Raw genomic sequence first — 13,989 nt, 5'->3', positions numbered from 1 at the left:
AAAACGCCCGGAAGACACACTTGAGTGAGTGCAATCCACAGTTGTGGTGAATGCGCAGGCTGATGCTACGCCCATCGGTGCGGTTCAAGTCCATGAGGGTCTTCCTCGAAAACAGAATATGCCGGGATCAGCTCCGGCCACCACACAGAACTTAGACACCCGGCAACAGGACCCAGCCCCAACCAGGGCAGCAGTGAAGCGCCTGACCAGCGCGTAAGAACGACAAAGCCCGCACAAGGCGGGCTTCGAAGGACCGGGTACCACCCGGTCAGTGAAAGCCGAGGGACCAACCCCAGCAATCAGGACCCAGCATGACGAATCAACTGGGAATTAGCGAGGACCAACTCGCCAACAGGAGTGAATGTACCATGACCAGACGCCTTTTTTCCAGAGCCGCGAAACGCGCCGACCAGATCGTTGCCGCCATCGCCGACCGCCTGAACGGCAACGCCGCCCGCCGCCGAGCCATCAAGCAACGCTTGACGGTTGCCATGATGGCCACCGAGCGGCACCAGCTCGTCGCCGCCCGCACCGCCCAGTCTGCCAAGGTGCGCACCCTGACCGCCATGAAATGCCGCGCCCTCCTCCACTGGCGCGCCGAGTTCCACCGCAACGCCGTCTGACCCGGGTCTGGCGCTTCCCTCATAGCGCCGTAGCCAAAGCCTCTTTCTCAAGCACCGCAAGGATGCTTTGGCTTCGCTCACGCCAAATTCGGCTGGGCCTGCTCTTTAACAACCTGGAACCGGCTCACAACCACGAATCCCGATGCCGGTAGGGATGCGCCGATACCCCGTTCAAACCGGAAAGCAGCGCGTGAACGTGAACGCTGGCCACTGGCAACAGTGGCCAGCCTGGAGCCCCTTGCATCAGGGGGTTGCAGGCTGGAATCGTTGACAGATGTCAGATCTACGCAATAAATAGCGATATAGCCTCAACATCATTATCATGGGTCCATCTGACTCAAATTAACGTGATGCTGTGGCTCTGAATTTTACCCCCAAAAAAGGTCAAATCCTTCTTTGTGACTTTGAACCTGGCTTTAAAGAACCCGAAATGACCAAAATGGCCAGGCCCGTGATCGTGCTCGCAGCCAAACACGGCCTAGTGACCGTGGTCGCATGTAGCACGGTTGAGCCGGACAAAATTCAGGAATGCCATTATCAGCTTCCCCGACAATCGATGCCTAAGTGCAAACACTTCATGGGTCGAGACAGTTGGGTTAAAGGCGACATGGTCTACACCGTCGGTTTTCATCGTCTGACCGCCGTATGTATTGGCAAAGAAGCTGGGCGGCGGATTTATCACAGGGACACCCTGGGCAGAGAGCAGATGGCAGCCATTCACCGCTGCGTCCTGCATGGCATCGGTATGGGCTTTCTGGTCCACCACGTCTCGGCAACATAGCTCAACGTAACCTGGCTTAATGAGTTCTGCTTGCCTGTAATCGGCCCAACCATTATCATTCTATTGTCTCCTGCGTACTCATCGAGTAACGACAGGCATCTAGACTACTCTAAGGTGCGTCCATTGTAGCCAGCGCGGTAACCGAGCGATAACAAGCTCCCTCCGCTGCTGTGTCAGCCCCCACTTCTGGGGGCTTTGTTTTATCTGAACGCTACAGAATTTTTAAGCCCAGCCCTCGCGCTGGGCTTTTTGTTGACTTGCCCACCAACCCCAGCCCTCGTGCTGGGGTTTTTGTTTTTAACAACCACAGGACCCAGACCATGACCATGACCAACGAAACCGCCCTGCTTGCCATGCTGGAGAGCCAGGAGGCCGAGGCCAACGCCAAGGCCGAGTGGATCGCCGAGTGGGCCGCGACAAACCGCCCTCTGCTGCTGGCCGGGATGCTTGAAACCGACCCGGCCACCCTGCTCGCCGAGGTGAATGCCGACCAGCACCGCCACTACAACCAGGCTATCTGGCTGCTGATGCACGAAGGCCGGCAAGCGCCACTGACGCAGTTCATTGACCAGGTGGTCGATGCCGGGCTGACAGAGCTCGCTCAGGCCGCCTGGCGCAGTCACCTCGCCGCCCTGCACGACGCCATGAGCGACCAGCAATGGGAGCAGTACCAGCAAAGGAGCGCCGCATGAATGCCATCGCCGACACCTCCACCGCGCACCCGCTTGGCCGGGTGTTCGGCCTCTCCAACGAGGAGTACCACGCTGGCCCCGGGGTCAGCAAAAGCCAGCTCGACCAGATAGCCGAGAGTCCGGCCACCTATATCTGGGCCAAGAATGCCCCGGTAGATGAGGATAAGCTCAAGGCCTTCGACATGGGCAGCGCCATCCACTGCCTGCTGCTGGAGCCCGACGAGTTCAAAGACCGCTTCATCATCGCCCCACCGTTCAACCGCCGCACCAACGCCGGCAAAGCAGAAGAGGCAGAGTTCCTGGCCAGCTGCGCCGAGCTGGGCAAGACGGTGATGGATGCCGAGGAGGGACGCAAGCTCTACCTGATGCGCGACAGCGTGATGGCCCACCCGGACGCCCGCTGGCTGCTGGAGCAGGAAGGGCACAGCGAGGCCTCCTTCTACTGGATTGACCCCCAGACCCAGGAGCTGTGCCGGATCCGCCCCGACCGCCACCTGAGCAATCACCCCGTCATCATTGACGTGAAGTCGGTGGACGACATGGGCCGCTTCGAGCGCCATGTTGAGGAGTTCCGCTACCACGTTCAGGACGCTATGTACTCCGAAGGCTTCCACCGGGTGATGGGCGAGGAGCCGGAATTCGTCTTTCTGGCGGTAAGCACTAGCGTGAACTGTGGCCGCTACCCAGTACGGGTGCGGCCCCTCCCCGACGACTGGAAGGATGCGGGGAAGGACCTGTTCCGCCGCGATCTCCAGCGCTTCCACGACTGCCGGGTCAACAACGACTGGCACGACTTCAAACCCCTCCAGCGCCCAGCCTGGGCGACAAGGAAAGCCGCATGAACGACGTATCAAACGTAGAGACTTTGGTGCCATTAGAGGGCAGCTCTGGCCACTTCTTCGCAATGATTGCACCCCAGCTTCGCAGCCAGGGCATTGAGGCCCTTCTGCCGTCAGGCGTGAGCTTTGAGGCTTTTGTGCGGGCCGCCGCCACTGCCATGGCACAGAACCCAGAGTTGGCAAACGCCGACCAAAAGTCAGTCATCCAGTCCCTTATCCGGTGTGCGACACACGGGCTTGTGCCGGACAACCGAGAGGCGGCACTGGTCACCTTCAAGGAGAAGCAAGGCACCAACTTCGTCCTCAAAGCGCAGTACATCCCCATGGTTGACGGCGTGCTAAAGCGCGCCCGCATGAGCGGTCAGATTGCCGTCATTGCCGCCAAAGCCGTGTTTGATGGCGACGCCTTCGATTACTGGATGGACGAACAAGGTGAACACATCAACTACCGCCCCACCTTCAAAGGCCGGGGCGAGTTCTCACTGGCTTTCGCTTTTGCCAAGCTGCACTCAGGCGAATTGATTGTCGAGGTCATGCCAAAAGAAGATATCGAGCGCGTCAAAAGTGCCAGTAAGACCGGTAATAGCGAATACGGGGCTTGGGCCAAGTGGTACGACAGGATGGCGGTAAAAAGCGTCCTACATCGCCTCGCCCGACGTCTCCCGTCCGCATCAGAACTGGTTACCTTGCTGGAGTCTGGCGATGAGTTCGACTTCTCGCGGCAGCCAGAGAAACCCATCCCAAAACAAGGCGGCAGCCGCGCCCTGGATGCCATCCGCAGCCAGAGCACCGAATCGGTCACCCTGGAACATGAGCAGATGGCCGAACCCGCCCAGGCGGACCACGCCAACGCCTACGCCGACCACTGTGCCGCCATAGAGGGATCCAGCGATACCGCCGAGTGGCAGCAGGCCTACACCACCGCCTGGACCTGGGCCAACGAAACCGGCGACCAGAACATCATTGCCGGTATCAAGCAGATCGCCGGCGAGCGCAAGAAGCAGCTCAGTACCGGGCACAGCGCCCAGCAATAACCAACAAGGCCCGCACACTGCGGGCCTTTTCAATCCCAAGGACCCGCCATGACCGAACAAGCCAAAACAGAGACAACCCAGGCCCAACTGGTTGTCATCGAACCCACCACCGCCGTCGCCCTGTTCACCGAGGGCCAGGGCGTGGCTGAACTGCTGGCCGACATCCGCCAGAAGGCAACCAGCCTGGTGCCCGACATTACCACCCCCAAGGGGCGCAAGGAGATCACCAGCATCGCCCATGCCGTTGCCCGCACCAAGACCTACCTGGACGGGCTCGGCAAAGAGCTGACCGACCAGTACAAGGAGATCCCCAAGCGCATCGACGCCAACCGCAAAACCCTGCGCGACACCCTGGACACCCTGAAAGACGAGGTGCGCGCCCCGCTCACCCAGTACGAAGCGGCAGAAGAAGCCCGGGTGGCAGCACTGCAATCCCGACTGGCCCGCCTCAATGAACTGGGATCCTCTGCCAGCATCGAGATCGCCGCCGCCGACCTGCAGGTCATGCTGCAGGAGGTCGAGCAAAGCGCCCTGGACGACACCTGGCAAGAGCTGCTGCCCCAGGCGACCGTCGCCAAGGAGCTCGCAGCCAAGCGCCTCGGCGACGCCCTGTCTGCCCGCCAGAAGTACGAAGCCGAGCAGGCCGAGCTGGAGCAGCTGCGCCAGAAGCAGGCCGAACAGGATCGCATCGACCGCGAGCGCCTGATAGCCGAGCAGGCGGCGGAGCAAGCCCGCCGGGAGGAGGAGAATCGCCAGCGCCTGGAGCGTGAAGCCGCCCAGCACCGCGAGCAGGAGGCGCAGCGCCAAGCCCAGGCCGCCCGTGAACGTGAAGAACAAGCCCGGCGCGATGCCGAAGCCGCCGAACTGGCCCGCCAGCAGGCCGAAGCCAACGCTGCACGCCAGGCGGAAGAGGCCGCCGCTCGCGCTGCTGAGCAAGAGCGCCAGCGCATCGCCGACGAGCAGCGCCAGAAAGCCGCAGAGGATGCTGCGCGCTCCGCCGATATGGAGCACCGCCGCACCATCAACAACGCCATCCTGATGGACCTGATGGGCTTGGGGATCGATGAGGGGAAAGCCATCAACCTCATCAAGCACATCGCCAGCAACAAGATCGACCACCTGACCATCAACTACTGATCACCCGCCCCGCCGCCAACGGGGCTTCCAATTTCCGAGGACCAACCATGACCACGCTGAACCCCAGCGAGGCGACCAGTCTCGCCCTGAACACCCTCACCAGCCAGATCAGCAACATCCTGCTGATGCCGGATGGCCCGGCCAAGGCCGCCATTGGCAGCTTCGAAAGCCTGCTCACCGCCAACCTGACCATGATCAGCGAGGCCGCCAACGCCCACATCGACGAGTTCAACACCCTGATCGGCGAGCTTGAAGGCCGGGATGGCGAACTGCTCACCCAGACGGCCCTGGTCAGCGAGCTGCGCCAGCAGGTTGCCGAAGCCGAGCAGCGCATTACTGTCGCACGACAAGAAGGCTACGCCGGGTTGGAAGCCAAGGCCGACGAGCTCTACAAGGCCCAGCGCGCCCTAAACGATGTCCAGACCAAATACAGCGCCCTGCAATACAACGCCCGCCAGCTCGAGCGTCAACTGGCCGACCTCAACGCCATGGATCCGGCAGGCATGAAACGCCGCATCAAGGAGAAGAACGAGCTGCTTGAGGAGCAGCGCACCGCCATCGCCAAGCACAAGAGCAACGAGGCCGCCTACCGCGCTGAAGTGTTGAAGCTGGAGCGCCGTATCAGTGAGCTGCTGGGCGTCATCAACGATCAGGATCGTGAGCTGGAGCGCCGCCACACCGTCATCATGGAGCTGGAAAGCGCCCGCGCCGCCAAGCTGGTCTGGCACAAACACCTCGCCAACACCTACAAGGGTGAGGATGGCATGCTCTGGAACGTCTATCTGGTGGATCACGGCCTGAAATCCAACCTCCCCTACCTCATCAACGACCTCAACTGGAAGCTGCACGCCATGAAGTCCGATGGCTCCGGATGCTCGGTCATGCTGAGCCAGTGGATGAACCCCATCTACCCGACGCCCTATGGTGCCGGGGCCCCGGACGACATGACTCAGGACATCTTCGCCTTCATGCAGGAGGCGCTGGAGCAGAGTCACCCCCACCTGCAGCCCCGCACCGAATGGGCCAAGACAGTCAGCATCCATGAATGCGGCCTGCCGCCGCGCACCATCAAGCCGCTGGAGGAGGCCGGGATCGACACCCTCTACAAGGTGATGAGCCACCAGGGGAACAAGCTGGACAAGGTGAAGGGGATCGGCGCGAAGCTGGTCGGCCAGATCGTCTATGCCTGCGAGCTCAAGGTGAAGCTGTGGGAGGAGAAGTTCGCAGCTGGCCAGCACGCTGAGCAGCACAAGGAGGCTGCATGAAGATCGACATCCACAGCACAAACCACAAGTACCGAGTGATCTACGCAGACCCAGCCTGGCAATTCAAATCGAAGAAGTCAGGCGGCTCAATGAAAAGCGGGGCTGCGCAGGTGTACAGCGTCACATCGATAGAGGACATGAAGGCGCTGCCAGTGGCGAGGCTGGCAGACGACAACTGCATGCTGGTCATGTGGTGGGTAGGCAGCATGCCACAAGAGGCCATCGACCTGTGCCAAGCCTGGGGATTCCGGATCATGACCATGACCGGCTTGGTGTGGGAGAAGCGCACCGTAAACGACAACCCCCACTTCGGTATGGGGTGGGCAACCCGGGCCGGTGCGGAGTGCGCCCTGATCGGCATCAAGGGCAAAGTCAGCAACCTGGTAGTAGACAAGGCTGTGCGCTCGGTCATTCGAGCCAAGGTGGGGCGCCACAGCGAAAAGCCGCACGAGTGCCGAGAGGCGATCGAGAAACTGTGCGGTGATGTCCCACGCATCGAGCTCTTTGCCCGCTCTGCAGCCCCAGGCTGGGATTGCTGGGGCAATGAAGCCCCATCACTACCAGAGCAGTCCGCCGCCTGATACCCCCAACCCATCCACCGCTGGCCACACAGAAACGGTGGATAAGTCGAGGACCCCCATGAAAACCACGGAAAACCCCTACTGCGGTGCAGTAGTCATCGGGTTGGGCGTCGTCATGCCCCATCCCAAGCAGCCCGGCAAGTTCGTTCTGCCAGGCGGCATCACCTGCGACAGGCAAACCGCCGAGGCCGCAGCCAAGAAGATCCACGACCTGCAGGCCAAGAAAGCCCGCAACTAACCGACCAACAACAGGACCCAGACCATGTGGTTTAAAAACCTTCAAATTTACCGCTTCACCCGCCCGTTCGAGTTGACCGCCGAACAGCTGGAAACCCAACTGGAGGCGTGCGCCTTCACCCCCTGCGGCAGCCAGGATATTTCCCGCTTTGGCTGGACCCGACCCTTCGGCAAGCTCGGCCACACCCTGACCCATGCCGCCAACGGCCAGATCCTGCTTTGTGCCCGCCGCGAGGACAAGATCCTGCCGACCGCCGTCATCAAGGAAGCGCTGGCAGAGAAGGTGGAGGCCATCGAGTACGAGCAGGGCCGCGCCCTCAAGAAGAAAGAGAAGGAGGCACTGAAAGAGGAGCTGCTGCACACCCTGCTGCCCCGGGCATTCAGCCGTACCGCCAACACCTTCGCCTGGATCAACCCGGCAGACGGCCTGCTGATGGTCGATGCCTCCTCCGTCAAGAAGGCAGACGATGTGCTGGCTCTGCTTCGCAAGTCAATCGGCAGCCTGCCGGTGGTGCCGGTGGCGCTCAAGAACCCACCCGAGATCACCATGACCGCATGGCTGCAAGAGGGCAACCTGCCGGCAGCTTTCACCCTGGAGGATGAATCCGAGCTGCGCAGCGCCATGGAGCACGGCGGGATCGCCCGCTTCAAACAGCAAGACCTGATGACCGACGAGGTAAAAAACCACCTCGCCAACGACAAGCTGGTCACCAAACTGGCCCTGAACTGGGGTGAGCGCCTCAGCTTTGTACTGGGCGACGACCTCTCTATCAAGCGCCTCAAGTTCAGCGAGGACATGCGCGAGCAGAACGACGACATTACCAGCGAAGATCCGGCCGCCCGCCTGGACGCCGACTTCGCCCTGGTTACCGCCGAGCTCTCCCAGTTCATCCCGGCCCTGTTCAATGCCCTGGGTGGTGAGGAGGCTCCGCTATGACCGACATCACCATAACCGACACCAAGGAGGTCTGGGTGGTTTACACCAACTCCGACCTCACCGAGGGGCGTGGGCATCAGTACCCGATCCACGTCTGCGGATCACCCGCAGCAGCCGCACGCATGTCGATACGCAAGGGCGTCCAGGGGAGCGACGCCAACGTCAGCAAGGAGATCGCCGTGAAGGTGCGCGGCAGCTGGCTGGCGCCGGTGAGCATCATCGAGCCCAACGACGCAGATCGCCGCGCTGACGCGCTCAACGCCGAGCGGCTGCGCGTTATGGACAAGGCACGGGCTGCCGGCCTGACGGACGACGAAATCAGAATGCTGGGGGATATATGAGCGAACACACCAAGGGCCTGCTGCGGGTGGGCCATTCCGGGGCGGTTGTGGCAGACCACCCCGTCCCAGAAATGAGCGGCAGCGATGCCGTCGAATACTACGGCGGCCACTTGGTCGCCGAGTCAGTCACCGCCGCCAATGCCCGGCGGCTGGCCGCCTGCTGGAACCTACTGGACGGCTACGACACCAAGGAGCTGGAGGGCGTGAGCCTGGCCGAGTTTGTGGCCAAGCAGGCTTACCTCAAAGAGATGAACACCCATGACGGGCTCAACATCTCCATGTCAGGCATAGCGCTACAGATGGTGGCGGCATCATTCGCCGGACAGTTCAAGGCCAACAGCGCCACCAACTACCTGGAGCTGAGCGGCAACCACCCTGAAACCGGCCCCTTTACCATCACCATGCAGCGTACCCATGGTCTCACCCCGGCGCAGAAGCTTGCCGCCATGACCAAGCAGCGGGATGTGCTGCTTGAGGCGCTGAATGGCGTACAGGGCGTGATGAACAACAGCCAGGGCGTGGCCGGTTGGCACCAGAACGGCGCCATTGCTACCTGGGACGAGCTGCTGCCGGAGGTGGCCGCCGCCCTCGAATTTGCGGAAGGAGAGAAATCGTGAAGCGATTCAACTGCACGCTATCCGACAAGAGAGGCGAGTTTGGGGAATGCATGGAGGCCCACAACACTGGGCGCTATGTGCTGTTTTCTGATGTGGAGAAACTGCAGCGACGCATGCAGGAGATGCTGGATAAGAGCAACAGAACCGGCGTGGCAATAGAGCGCGCCATCTCCACCGGATTCGTGCTGGCAGATCACCCGCTCAAGTCGCGGCTGGAGCTGCTGGCAAACCACTACAAGCGCGAGCAGGCCCTGGCTGACGGCATGGTGACGATGGCCGACCGCTGCAAGCTGCTCATCGACCTGCTGCGCGAGGCCAGAACCAATGTTGATCAGGTCCGTCGCTGGGGTCGCTTTGACCATGACGAAGGATGCGGGGCAGAGGCTGCATTACTGCTGGAGCGCATCGACGCCCTGCTGGCTGGCCAGGTGAAAGGCCGCACCATCACCGAAGGCCAGGAGTTCGAGCTCACCACGGTGCTGCAGTCCATCGCCAACGGGTTCAGTGACGACCCGGCGCACGATGCGGCGGCTCTGCTCAAGCGGATCGCCGGCGAAGTGCCGTGGACGGGTGACTCCTTCCAGCTTCCACCACGCCAAGGAGGTGAGCCGTGCGCTTCAGAGCCCCCATCATCCAGCCCGGCCTGACCCGCACCGAAGCCGAAGAGACCCGCGCCAGATACCTCCGCATTAACCCCGGCGCCCGGGTCACCATCGACAGCCAACCCGATAACCCCCAGCTCAAGACCCTGATAGCCCACCTCCCCGTCCTGCCGTTCAGGCAAGTCATGGATCCCGGCTTTATCGGGTACCGGGGCTGGCGAGCATAACCAGATCCCCGGCCTGCCCGGGGCTTCCAATTCAAGGACTCACCATGGCGAAAATCTACATAGCCGGGCCTATCTCAGGCCTGCCGAACTTCAACCGCGACGCCTTCAATGCCGAGGCGCACCGCCTGCTTGGCCTGGGCCATGTGGCCCTAAACCCGGCGATCCTGCCGGATGGGCTGGAGCAACACGAATACATGGCCATCTGCATCGAGATGGTCAAGATGGCAGATCAGCTGGTCATGCTGCCTGGCTGGGAGCGCAGCGCCGGCGCCAGAGCAGAGCACGCCCTGGCCATCAAGATCGGCAAGACCATCATCCTACCCGTGCCGCACTTGGCTGACGAGGTGGCGGCATGACCAGACAGCGGGCCGCCGGGCTCACCATCCTGGCGCTCAACACCCTGGCCGCACTGATGGTGCTGACCCTGCTGTAATAGCGGCCCTTCCTTCAACTCAATCGGCGCCCCATCCTCTGGGACAGGAGGGCCACGCCATGCAACAACTTCAACTGACCATCGACCAGGACAGCCAGCTTCTCAACGAGCTGGTCAGCGCCGTGCGCTCCCCCACCCTTTCCCGATCGGCCAAGCTCGCCGAGATCGGCCGCATCCTGGCGCACTTCGACCTGCCTATCGAAGCGCCCCGGGTTGCCGGCCAGCTCTGGAGCGCCACCGAGCTGGGCAAGGAGCTGGGGGTCAGCGCCCAGGCCATTGGCCGGCTGGCCAACCAGCACCAACTCAAACGCCCGGCGTTCGGGGAGTACCGCCTTGACCAGGCGGTCAGCAGCAGGAAGCAGGTGGAATGCTTCCTCTACAACCGAGCGGGCCGGGATGAAATAACCAGACTAATGAGGACCAACAGATGCAGCAATTCGTCTACCCATGTGCCAGGTGGGTGAGGCCGAAGTTATTCGCCGAACTGACAGGCATGACAGAAAAAGCCGCCGAAGGACGGCGCTTGAAAGGAGAATGGCCGGAAGGGCGGGTATGGTGCCGAGCCCCGGACAACCAGATTCGTTACAACGTTGCGGAGTATGACAAGTGGGTCGAGTCAAGCATGATGATCTAGTGGCTGGAGTCACTGGATTGGAGGTTCATGGCAAAAAGCTGCGCATCACCTTCACCTATAAACGGGCGCGCTGCCGGGAGGTCCTCGACCTCCCCATCACCAAGGCGAACGTGAAGTTTGCCACCAACAAGCTGGCAACCATCAAGCATGAGATTGCGATCGGCACCTTCAGCTACGCACATCATTTCCCTGACAGCCCAGCACTGACTCGATTTGGAGGAAGCCGGCGAAATGTCACCATCTGGGAAGCCTATCAGGACTTCTGGCGGCTGCACAAACCCATGCTGAAGCCTACTTCTCGTCATGGCTACCCGTTCGCCATTGAGGCGTGTATCAATGTCCTGGGTAAGGACCGACAGGTCTCAACGCTGATGCCCAAGGACATTGAGCTGATCCGCAATGAGCTGCACATCTCACTCAAACCCAACTCCATCGTCACCTACCTTGGGCGATTCAGGCAGTTGCTTCGCTGGTGCGAGAAGAACAACCTTCTTGCGGATGCAGCAAGACTCACGGGAGGAGTGAGGCCCGTCACCACCAGAAAAACCTCACCGGCAGACCCTTTCGAATTTGATGAATACACCCGGCTGCTGGAAGCCTGCTCCCACGAGCAGCAGCGCAACATGATCACCCTTGCCATCTATACTGGCCTCAGAACTGGAGAGCTGAGGGCTCTTGCCTGGGAGGACATCGACCTCGAAAAAGGGATCATGGTCATCAGCAGGAACATCAGTAACGAATCGGACTATTTCAAACTGCCCAAGACCAACGAGCCCCGGGAGGTTGATCTGCAGCCTCCCGTGATCGCAGCTCTCAGATCACAGATGGCATTGTCGTTCATGCGTACTGTGGTGCCGGTAGATGTGGACATGAATGGTCGAATCGAGCGCCAGAGCATCAGGCCGGTATTCACGCCTAAGGTGACGGGCCCCCATGTTCCACACGCCAAGGAGTTCTTCACCGCCGCCGGGGTGTCTCATGCCTGGAGCAACATCATGAGGAGAGCCGGAGTAAGATACCGGCGCTTCTATCAACTTAGGCATACGTTTGCTAGTTGGAACCTGACGTCGCATGGAAATCTCGCGTATATTGCAGCGCAAATGGGTCACGCTGACCTTGAAATGTTACAATCCGTCTACGGAAAGTGGATCGTCTCGGCGAGCAAATCTGAGGCGGTCAGGATCTGGGAGCAGATGCAATCAAAAGGCCTTTTTGCCCCAATGACGCCCCAAGAAAAAAAGATCCAAGAGTAAGCGATTGATTTATTTGATGAAAAATCAACACCCACAATTCCCGGCAAAGGAACTGGAACCCCCCATGAACAAATTGCTTATCAAGAATGCCACCCTGGTCAACGAAGGCCGCATCTATGCTTCCGACGTCTTGATCGAGGGTGAGCGGATCGCCCGCATCGCCCCGGACATCAGCGCCCCCGATGCAGTGGTGATCGATGCCGCAGGCCGTCACCTCATCCCCGGGATGATCGATGATCAGGTCCATTTCCGGGAGCCTGGCCTGACCCACAAGGGGACCATCGCCAGTGAATCCCGGGCCGCCGTCGCCGGTGGCACCACCAGTTTCATGGAAATGCCCAACGTCAATCCCCAGACCACCACCATCGACGCCCTCGAAGCCAAATACCAGATAGCCGCCAACTCCGCCGCCGCCAACTACAGCTTCTACCTGGGTGCCACCAACGACAACCTGGAAGAGATCAAGAAGCTCGATCCCAAGCAGTCCTGCGGCATCAAGATCTTCATGGGGGCCTCCACCGGCAACATGCTGGTGGACAACCAGGAGACACTGGCGGCCATCTTCCGCGAGAGCCCGGTGATGATAGTCACCCACTGCGAGGACACCCCCAGCATCAAGGTGCTGGAAGACGAGGCCCGCGCCAAGTGGGGCGAGGATGTGCCGATGCGCGAGCACGGCCGTATCCGCAGCGCCGATGCCTGCTACAAATCCTCCAGCATGGCGGTCTCCCTGGCCAAGCAGTACGGCGCCAAGCTGCACGTGCTGCACCTGACCACGGCCAAGGAGCTGTCGCTCTTCACCGCCACCCCGGATCTGAAGGATCTCAAGGACAAGAACATCACCGCCGAGGTGTGCGTCCATCATCTGTTCTTCAACGAGGCGGACTACGACACCCTGGGCAGCCAGATCAAGTGCAACCCGGCGGTGAAGAGCGCCGCCGACCAGCACGCCCTGCTGGATGCGGTGCGCAACGACGTGCTCGACATCATCGCCACCGACCACGCCCCCCACACCTGGGAAGAGAAGCAGAACAGCTACTTCAAGGCGCCGTCCGGCGTGCCCCTGGTGCAGCACTCCCTGCAGGCACTGCTGGAGCTCTACCACAACGGCGTATTCTCACTGGAAACCATCGTCAAGAAGACCTCCCACGCGGTGGCCGAGCGCTTCCAGGTGCAGGATCGCGGCTACATCCGCGAGGGCTACTTCGCGGATCTGGTGCTGCTGGATCTCGGCAAGCCCTATGTGGTCAACGACAGCAACCTGCTCTACCTGTGCGGCTGGTCCCCCTTCAACGGCTACCGCTTCCAGAGCACCATCGAAATGACCCTGGTGAACGGCCAGATCGCCTGGCAGAACGGTCAGGTCACCGATCAGGTACTGGGCAAGCGACTGACCTTCAACCGCTGATCTCTGCTTGAGAGCGACGCCTGTCACTCACGCCAGACGGCCGCCCACCAGGGCGGCCGTTTTTCATGCAAGAGGGCGGCTAAGTGCTGACAAAATGCGCGACTGGTCGCACTTTGATCCGAAGTTGCTCGCAAAGCAGGCAAACGATCTCGGCGCGGGATTTCCCCTGTTGACAGGGTCGGGGCATCTCCATAAACTCCCTCCCCGTCAGCCGAGCTGACTCCGTCGGTGTGTAGCGCAGCCAGGTAGCGCATCTGCATGGGGTGTAGAGGGTCGGAGGTTCGAATCCTCTCACACCGACCAAATTCCCCGAGAAAGGCCTTGTCAGACGACAAGGCCTTTTCTTTT

Annotated in this window: 18 protein-coding genes and 1 tRNA gene; all 19 read left to right on the top strand. The window is 61.0% G+C overall.

What is annotated here, in order from left to right:
* The first annotated feature begins 311 nt into the window (after window positions 1-311).
* Window positions 312-623, top strand: coding sequence for a hypothetical protein (locus ACWPWQ_RS16630; protein WP_454010283.1), 312 nt, complete (start codon window positions 312-314; stop codon window positions 621-623).
* A gap of 355 nt (window positions 624-978) precedes the next feature.
* A complete protein-coding gene (locus ACWPWQ_RS16625; RefSeq protein WP_043129260.1) occupies window positions 979-1,404 on the top strand; it encodes a type II toxin-antitoxin system PemK/MazF family toxin in 426 nt (141 codons plus the stop codon).
* Between the two features lie 320 nt (window positions 1,405-1,724).
* A complete protein-coding gene (locus tag ACWPWQ_RS16620; protein WP_235210039.1) occupies window positions 1,725-2,096 on the top strand; it encodes a hypothetical protein in 372 nt (123 codons plus the stop codon).
* The gene (locus ACWPWQ_RS16615; RefSeq protein WP_454010282.1) at window positions 2,093-2,938 is read left to right on the top strand and encodes a PD-(D/E)XK nuclease-like domain-containing protein; all 846 of its coding nucleotides are present in this window, start codon (window positions 2,093-2,095) and stop codon (window positions 2,936-2,938) included. Before ACWPWQ_RS16620 ends, ACWPWQ_RS16615 begins: the two co-directional genes overlap by 4 nt.
* Window positions 2,935-3,969: a recombinase RecT gene (locus tag ACWPWQ_RS16610; protein WP_064339865.1), complete on the top strand. Its 1,035-nt coding sequence runs from the start codon at window positions 2,935-2,937 to the stop codon at window positions 3,967-3,969. Before ACWPWQ_RS16615 ends, ACWPWQ_RS16610 begins: the two co-directional genes overlap by 4 nt.
* 48 nt (window positions 3,970-4,017) lie before the next feature.
* On the top strand, window positions 4,018-5,106 hold the full coding sequence (locus ACWPWQ_RS16605; RefSeq protein WP_454010281.1) for a hypothetical protein: 1,089 nt from the start codon (window positions 4,018-4,020) through the stop codon (window positions 5,104-5,106).
* 47 nt (window positions 5,107-5,153) lie between these two features.
* Window positions 5,154-6,371, top strand: a complete 1,218-nt coding sequence (locus ACWPWQ_RS16600; protein ID WP_454010280.1) for a hypothetical protein — start codon at window positions 5,154-5,156, stop codon at window positions 6,369-6,371.
* Entirely contained in the window at window positions 6,368-6,952 is a 585-nt protein-coding gene (locus tag ACWPWQ_RS16595) for an MT-A70 family methyltransferase (protein WP_064339862.1), read from the top strand. The genes ACWPWQ_RS16600 and ACWPWQ_RS16595 overlap by 4 nt, the downstream gene beginning before the upstream one ends.
* Window positions 6,953-7,010: 58 nt before the next feature.
* Window positions 7,011-7,190, top strand: a complete 180-nt coding sequence (locus ACWPWQ_RS16590) for a hypothetical protein (protein ID WP_104452567.1) — start codon at window positions 7,011-7,013, stop codon at window positions 7,188-7,190.
* 24 nt (window positions 7,191-7,214) lie between these two features.
* Window positions 7,215-8,126: a recombination-associated protein RdgC gene (gene rdgC, locus ACWPWQ_RS16585; protein ID WP_454010279.1), complete on the top strand. Its 912-nt coding sequence runs from the start codon at window positions 7,215-7,217 to the stop codon at window positions 8,124-8,126.
* On the top strand, window positions 8,123-8,467 hold the full coding sequence (locus ACWPWQ_RS16580) for a hypothetical protein (RefSeq protein ID WP_454010278.1): 345 nt from the start codon (window positions 8,123-8,125) through the stop codon (window positions 8,465-8,467). The genes rdgC and ACWPWQ_RS16580 overlap by 4 nt, the downstream gene beginning before the upstream one ends.
* Entirely contained in the window at window positions 8,464-9,084 is a 621-nt protein-coding gene (locus ACWPWQ_RS16575; RefSeq protein WP_454010277.1) for a hypothetical protein, read from the top strand. Before ACWPWQ_RS16580 ends, ACWPWQ_RS16575 begins: the two co-directional genes overlap by 4 nt.
* Window positions 9,081-9,731, top strand: coding sequence for a hypothetical protein (locus tag ACWPWQ_RS16570; protein WP_454010276.1), 651 nt, complete (start codon window positions 9,081-9,083; stop codon window positions 9,729-9,731). The genes ACWPWQ_RS16575 and ACWPWQ_RS16570 overlap by 4 nt, the downstream gene beginning before the upstream one ends.
* Window positions 9,695-9,913: a hypothetical protein gene (locus ACWPWQ_RS16565; protein WP_447187377.1), complete on the top strand. Its 219-nt coding sequence runs from the start codon at window positions 9,695-9,697 to the stop codon at window positions 9,911-9,913. Before ACWPWQ_RS16570 ends, ACWPWQ_RS16565 begins: the two co-directional genes overlap by 37 nt.
* Window positions 9,914-9,957: 44 nt before the next feature.
* A complete protein-coding gene (locus tag ACWPWQ_RS16560) occupies window positions 9,958-10,269 on the top strand; it encodes a DUF4406 domain-containing protein (protein WP_045789785.1) in 312 nt (103 codons plus the stop codon).
* Window positions 10,270-10,405: 136 nt separating this feature from the next.
* Window positions 10,406-10,810 carry a hypothetical protein gene (locus ACWPWQ_RS16555; RefSeq protein ID WP_043129276.1) on the top strand — a complete coding sequence of 135 codons (405 nt, stop codon included), beginning with the start codon at window positions 10,406-10,408 and terminating at the stop codon, window positions 10,808-10,810.
* Window positions 10,811-10,979: 169 nt separating this feature from the next.
* Window positions 10,980-12,233 carry an Arm DNA-binding domain-containing protein gene (locus tag ACWPWQ_RS16550; RefSeq protein WP_454010275.1) on the top strand — a complete coding sequence of 418 codons (1,254 nt, stop codon included), beginning with the start codon at window positions 10,980-10,982 and terminating at the stop codon, window positions 12,231-12,233.
* A 64-nt stretch (window positions 12,234-12,297) separates the two neighbouring features.
* Complete coding sequence (locus tag ACWPWQ_RS16545; protein WP_042649277.1) at window positions 12,298-13,641, top strand: dihydroorotase; 1,344 nt, start codon at window positions 12,298-12,300, stop codon at window positions 13,639-13,641.
* 226 nt (window positions 13,642-13,867) lie between these two features.
* Window positions 13,868-13,944: transfer RNA gene (locus tag ACWPWQ_RS16540), tRNA-Pro, on the top strand.
* The last annotated feature ends 45 nt before the right edge of the window (window positions 13,945-13,989 follow it).

The sequence above is a fragment of the Aeromonas sp. Marseille-Q7275 genome, from assembly GCF_965119515.1.
The sequence above is the reverse complement of the archived record's forward strand: the minus strand, read 5'-3'. Positions and strand labels throughout refer to the sequence as shown.

Bases quoted from the DNA above. Each gene is read 5' to 3' on its own strand.
- ACWPWQ_RS16630 (WP_454010283.1), top strand. From the start codon at position 312: ATGACGAATCAACTGGGAATTAGCGAGGACCAACTCGCCAACAGGAGT.
- ACWPWQ_RS16620 (WP_235210039.1), top strand. From the start codon at position 1,725: ATGACCATGACCAACGAAACCGCCCTGCTTGCCATGCTGGAGAGCCAG.
- ACWPWQ_RS16615 (WP_454010282.1), top strand. From the start codon at position 2,093: ATGAATGCCATCGCCGACACCTCCACCGCGCACCCGCTTGGCCGGGTG.
- ACWPWQ_RS16610 (WP_064339865.1), top strand. From the start codon at position 2,935: ATGAACGACGTATCAAACGTAGAGACTTTGGTGCCATTAGAGGGCAGC.
- ACWPWQ_RS16605 (WP_454010281.1), top strand. From the start codon at position 4,018: ATGACCGAACAAGCCAAAACAGAGACAACCCAGGCCCAACTGGTTGTC.
- ACWPWQ_RS16600 (WP_454010280.1), top strand. From the start codon at position 5,154: ATGACCACGCTGAACCCCAGCGAGGCGACCAGTCTCGCCCTGAACACC.
- ACWPWQ_RS16595 (WP_064339862.1), top strand. From the start codon at position 6,368: ATGAAGATCGACATCCACAGCACAAACCACAAGTACCGAGTGATCTAC.
- ACWPWQ_RS16590 (WP_104452567.1), top strand. From the start codon at position 7,011: ATGAAAACCACGGAAAACCCCTACTGCGGTGCAGTAGTCATCGGGTTG.
- rdgC (WP_454010279.1), top strand. From the start codon at position 7,215: ATGTGGTTTAAAAACCTTCAAATTTACCGCTTCACCCGCCCGTTCGAG.
- ACWPWQ_RS16580 (WP_454010278.1), top strand. From the start codon at position 8,123: ATGACCGACATCACCATAACCGACACCAAGGAGGTCTGGGTGGTTTAC.
- ACWPWQ_RS16575 (WP_454010277.1), top strand. From the start codon at position 8,464: ATGAGCGAACACACCAAGGGCCTGCTGCGGGTGGGCCATTCCGGGGCG.
- ACWPWQ_RS16560 (WP_045789785.1), top strand. From the start codon at position 9,958: ATGGCGAAAATCTACATAGCCGGGCCTATCTCAGGCCTGCCGAACTTC.
- ACWPWQ_RS16555 (WP_043129276.1), top strand. From the start codon at position 10,406: ATGCAACAACTTCAACTGACCATCGACCAGGACAGCCAGCTTCTCAAC.
- ACWPWQ_RS16545 (WP_042649277.1), top strand. From the start codon at position 12,298: ATGAACAAATTGCTTATCAAGAATGCCACCCTGGTCAACGAAGGCCGC.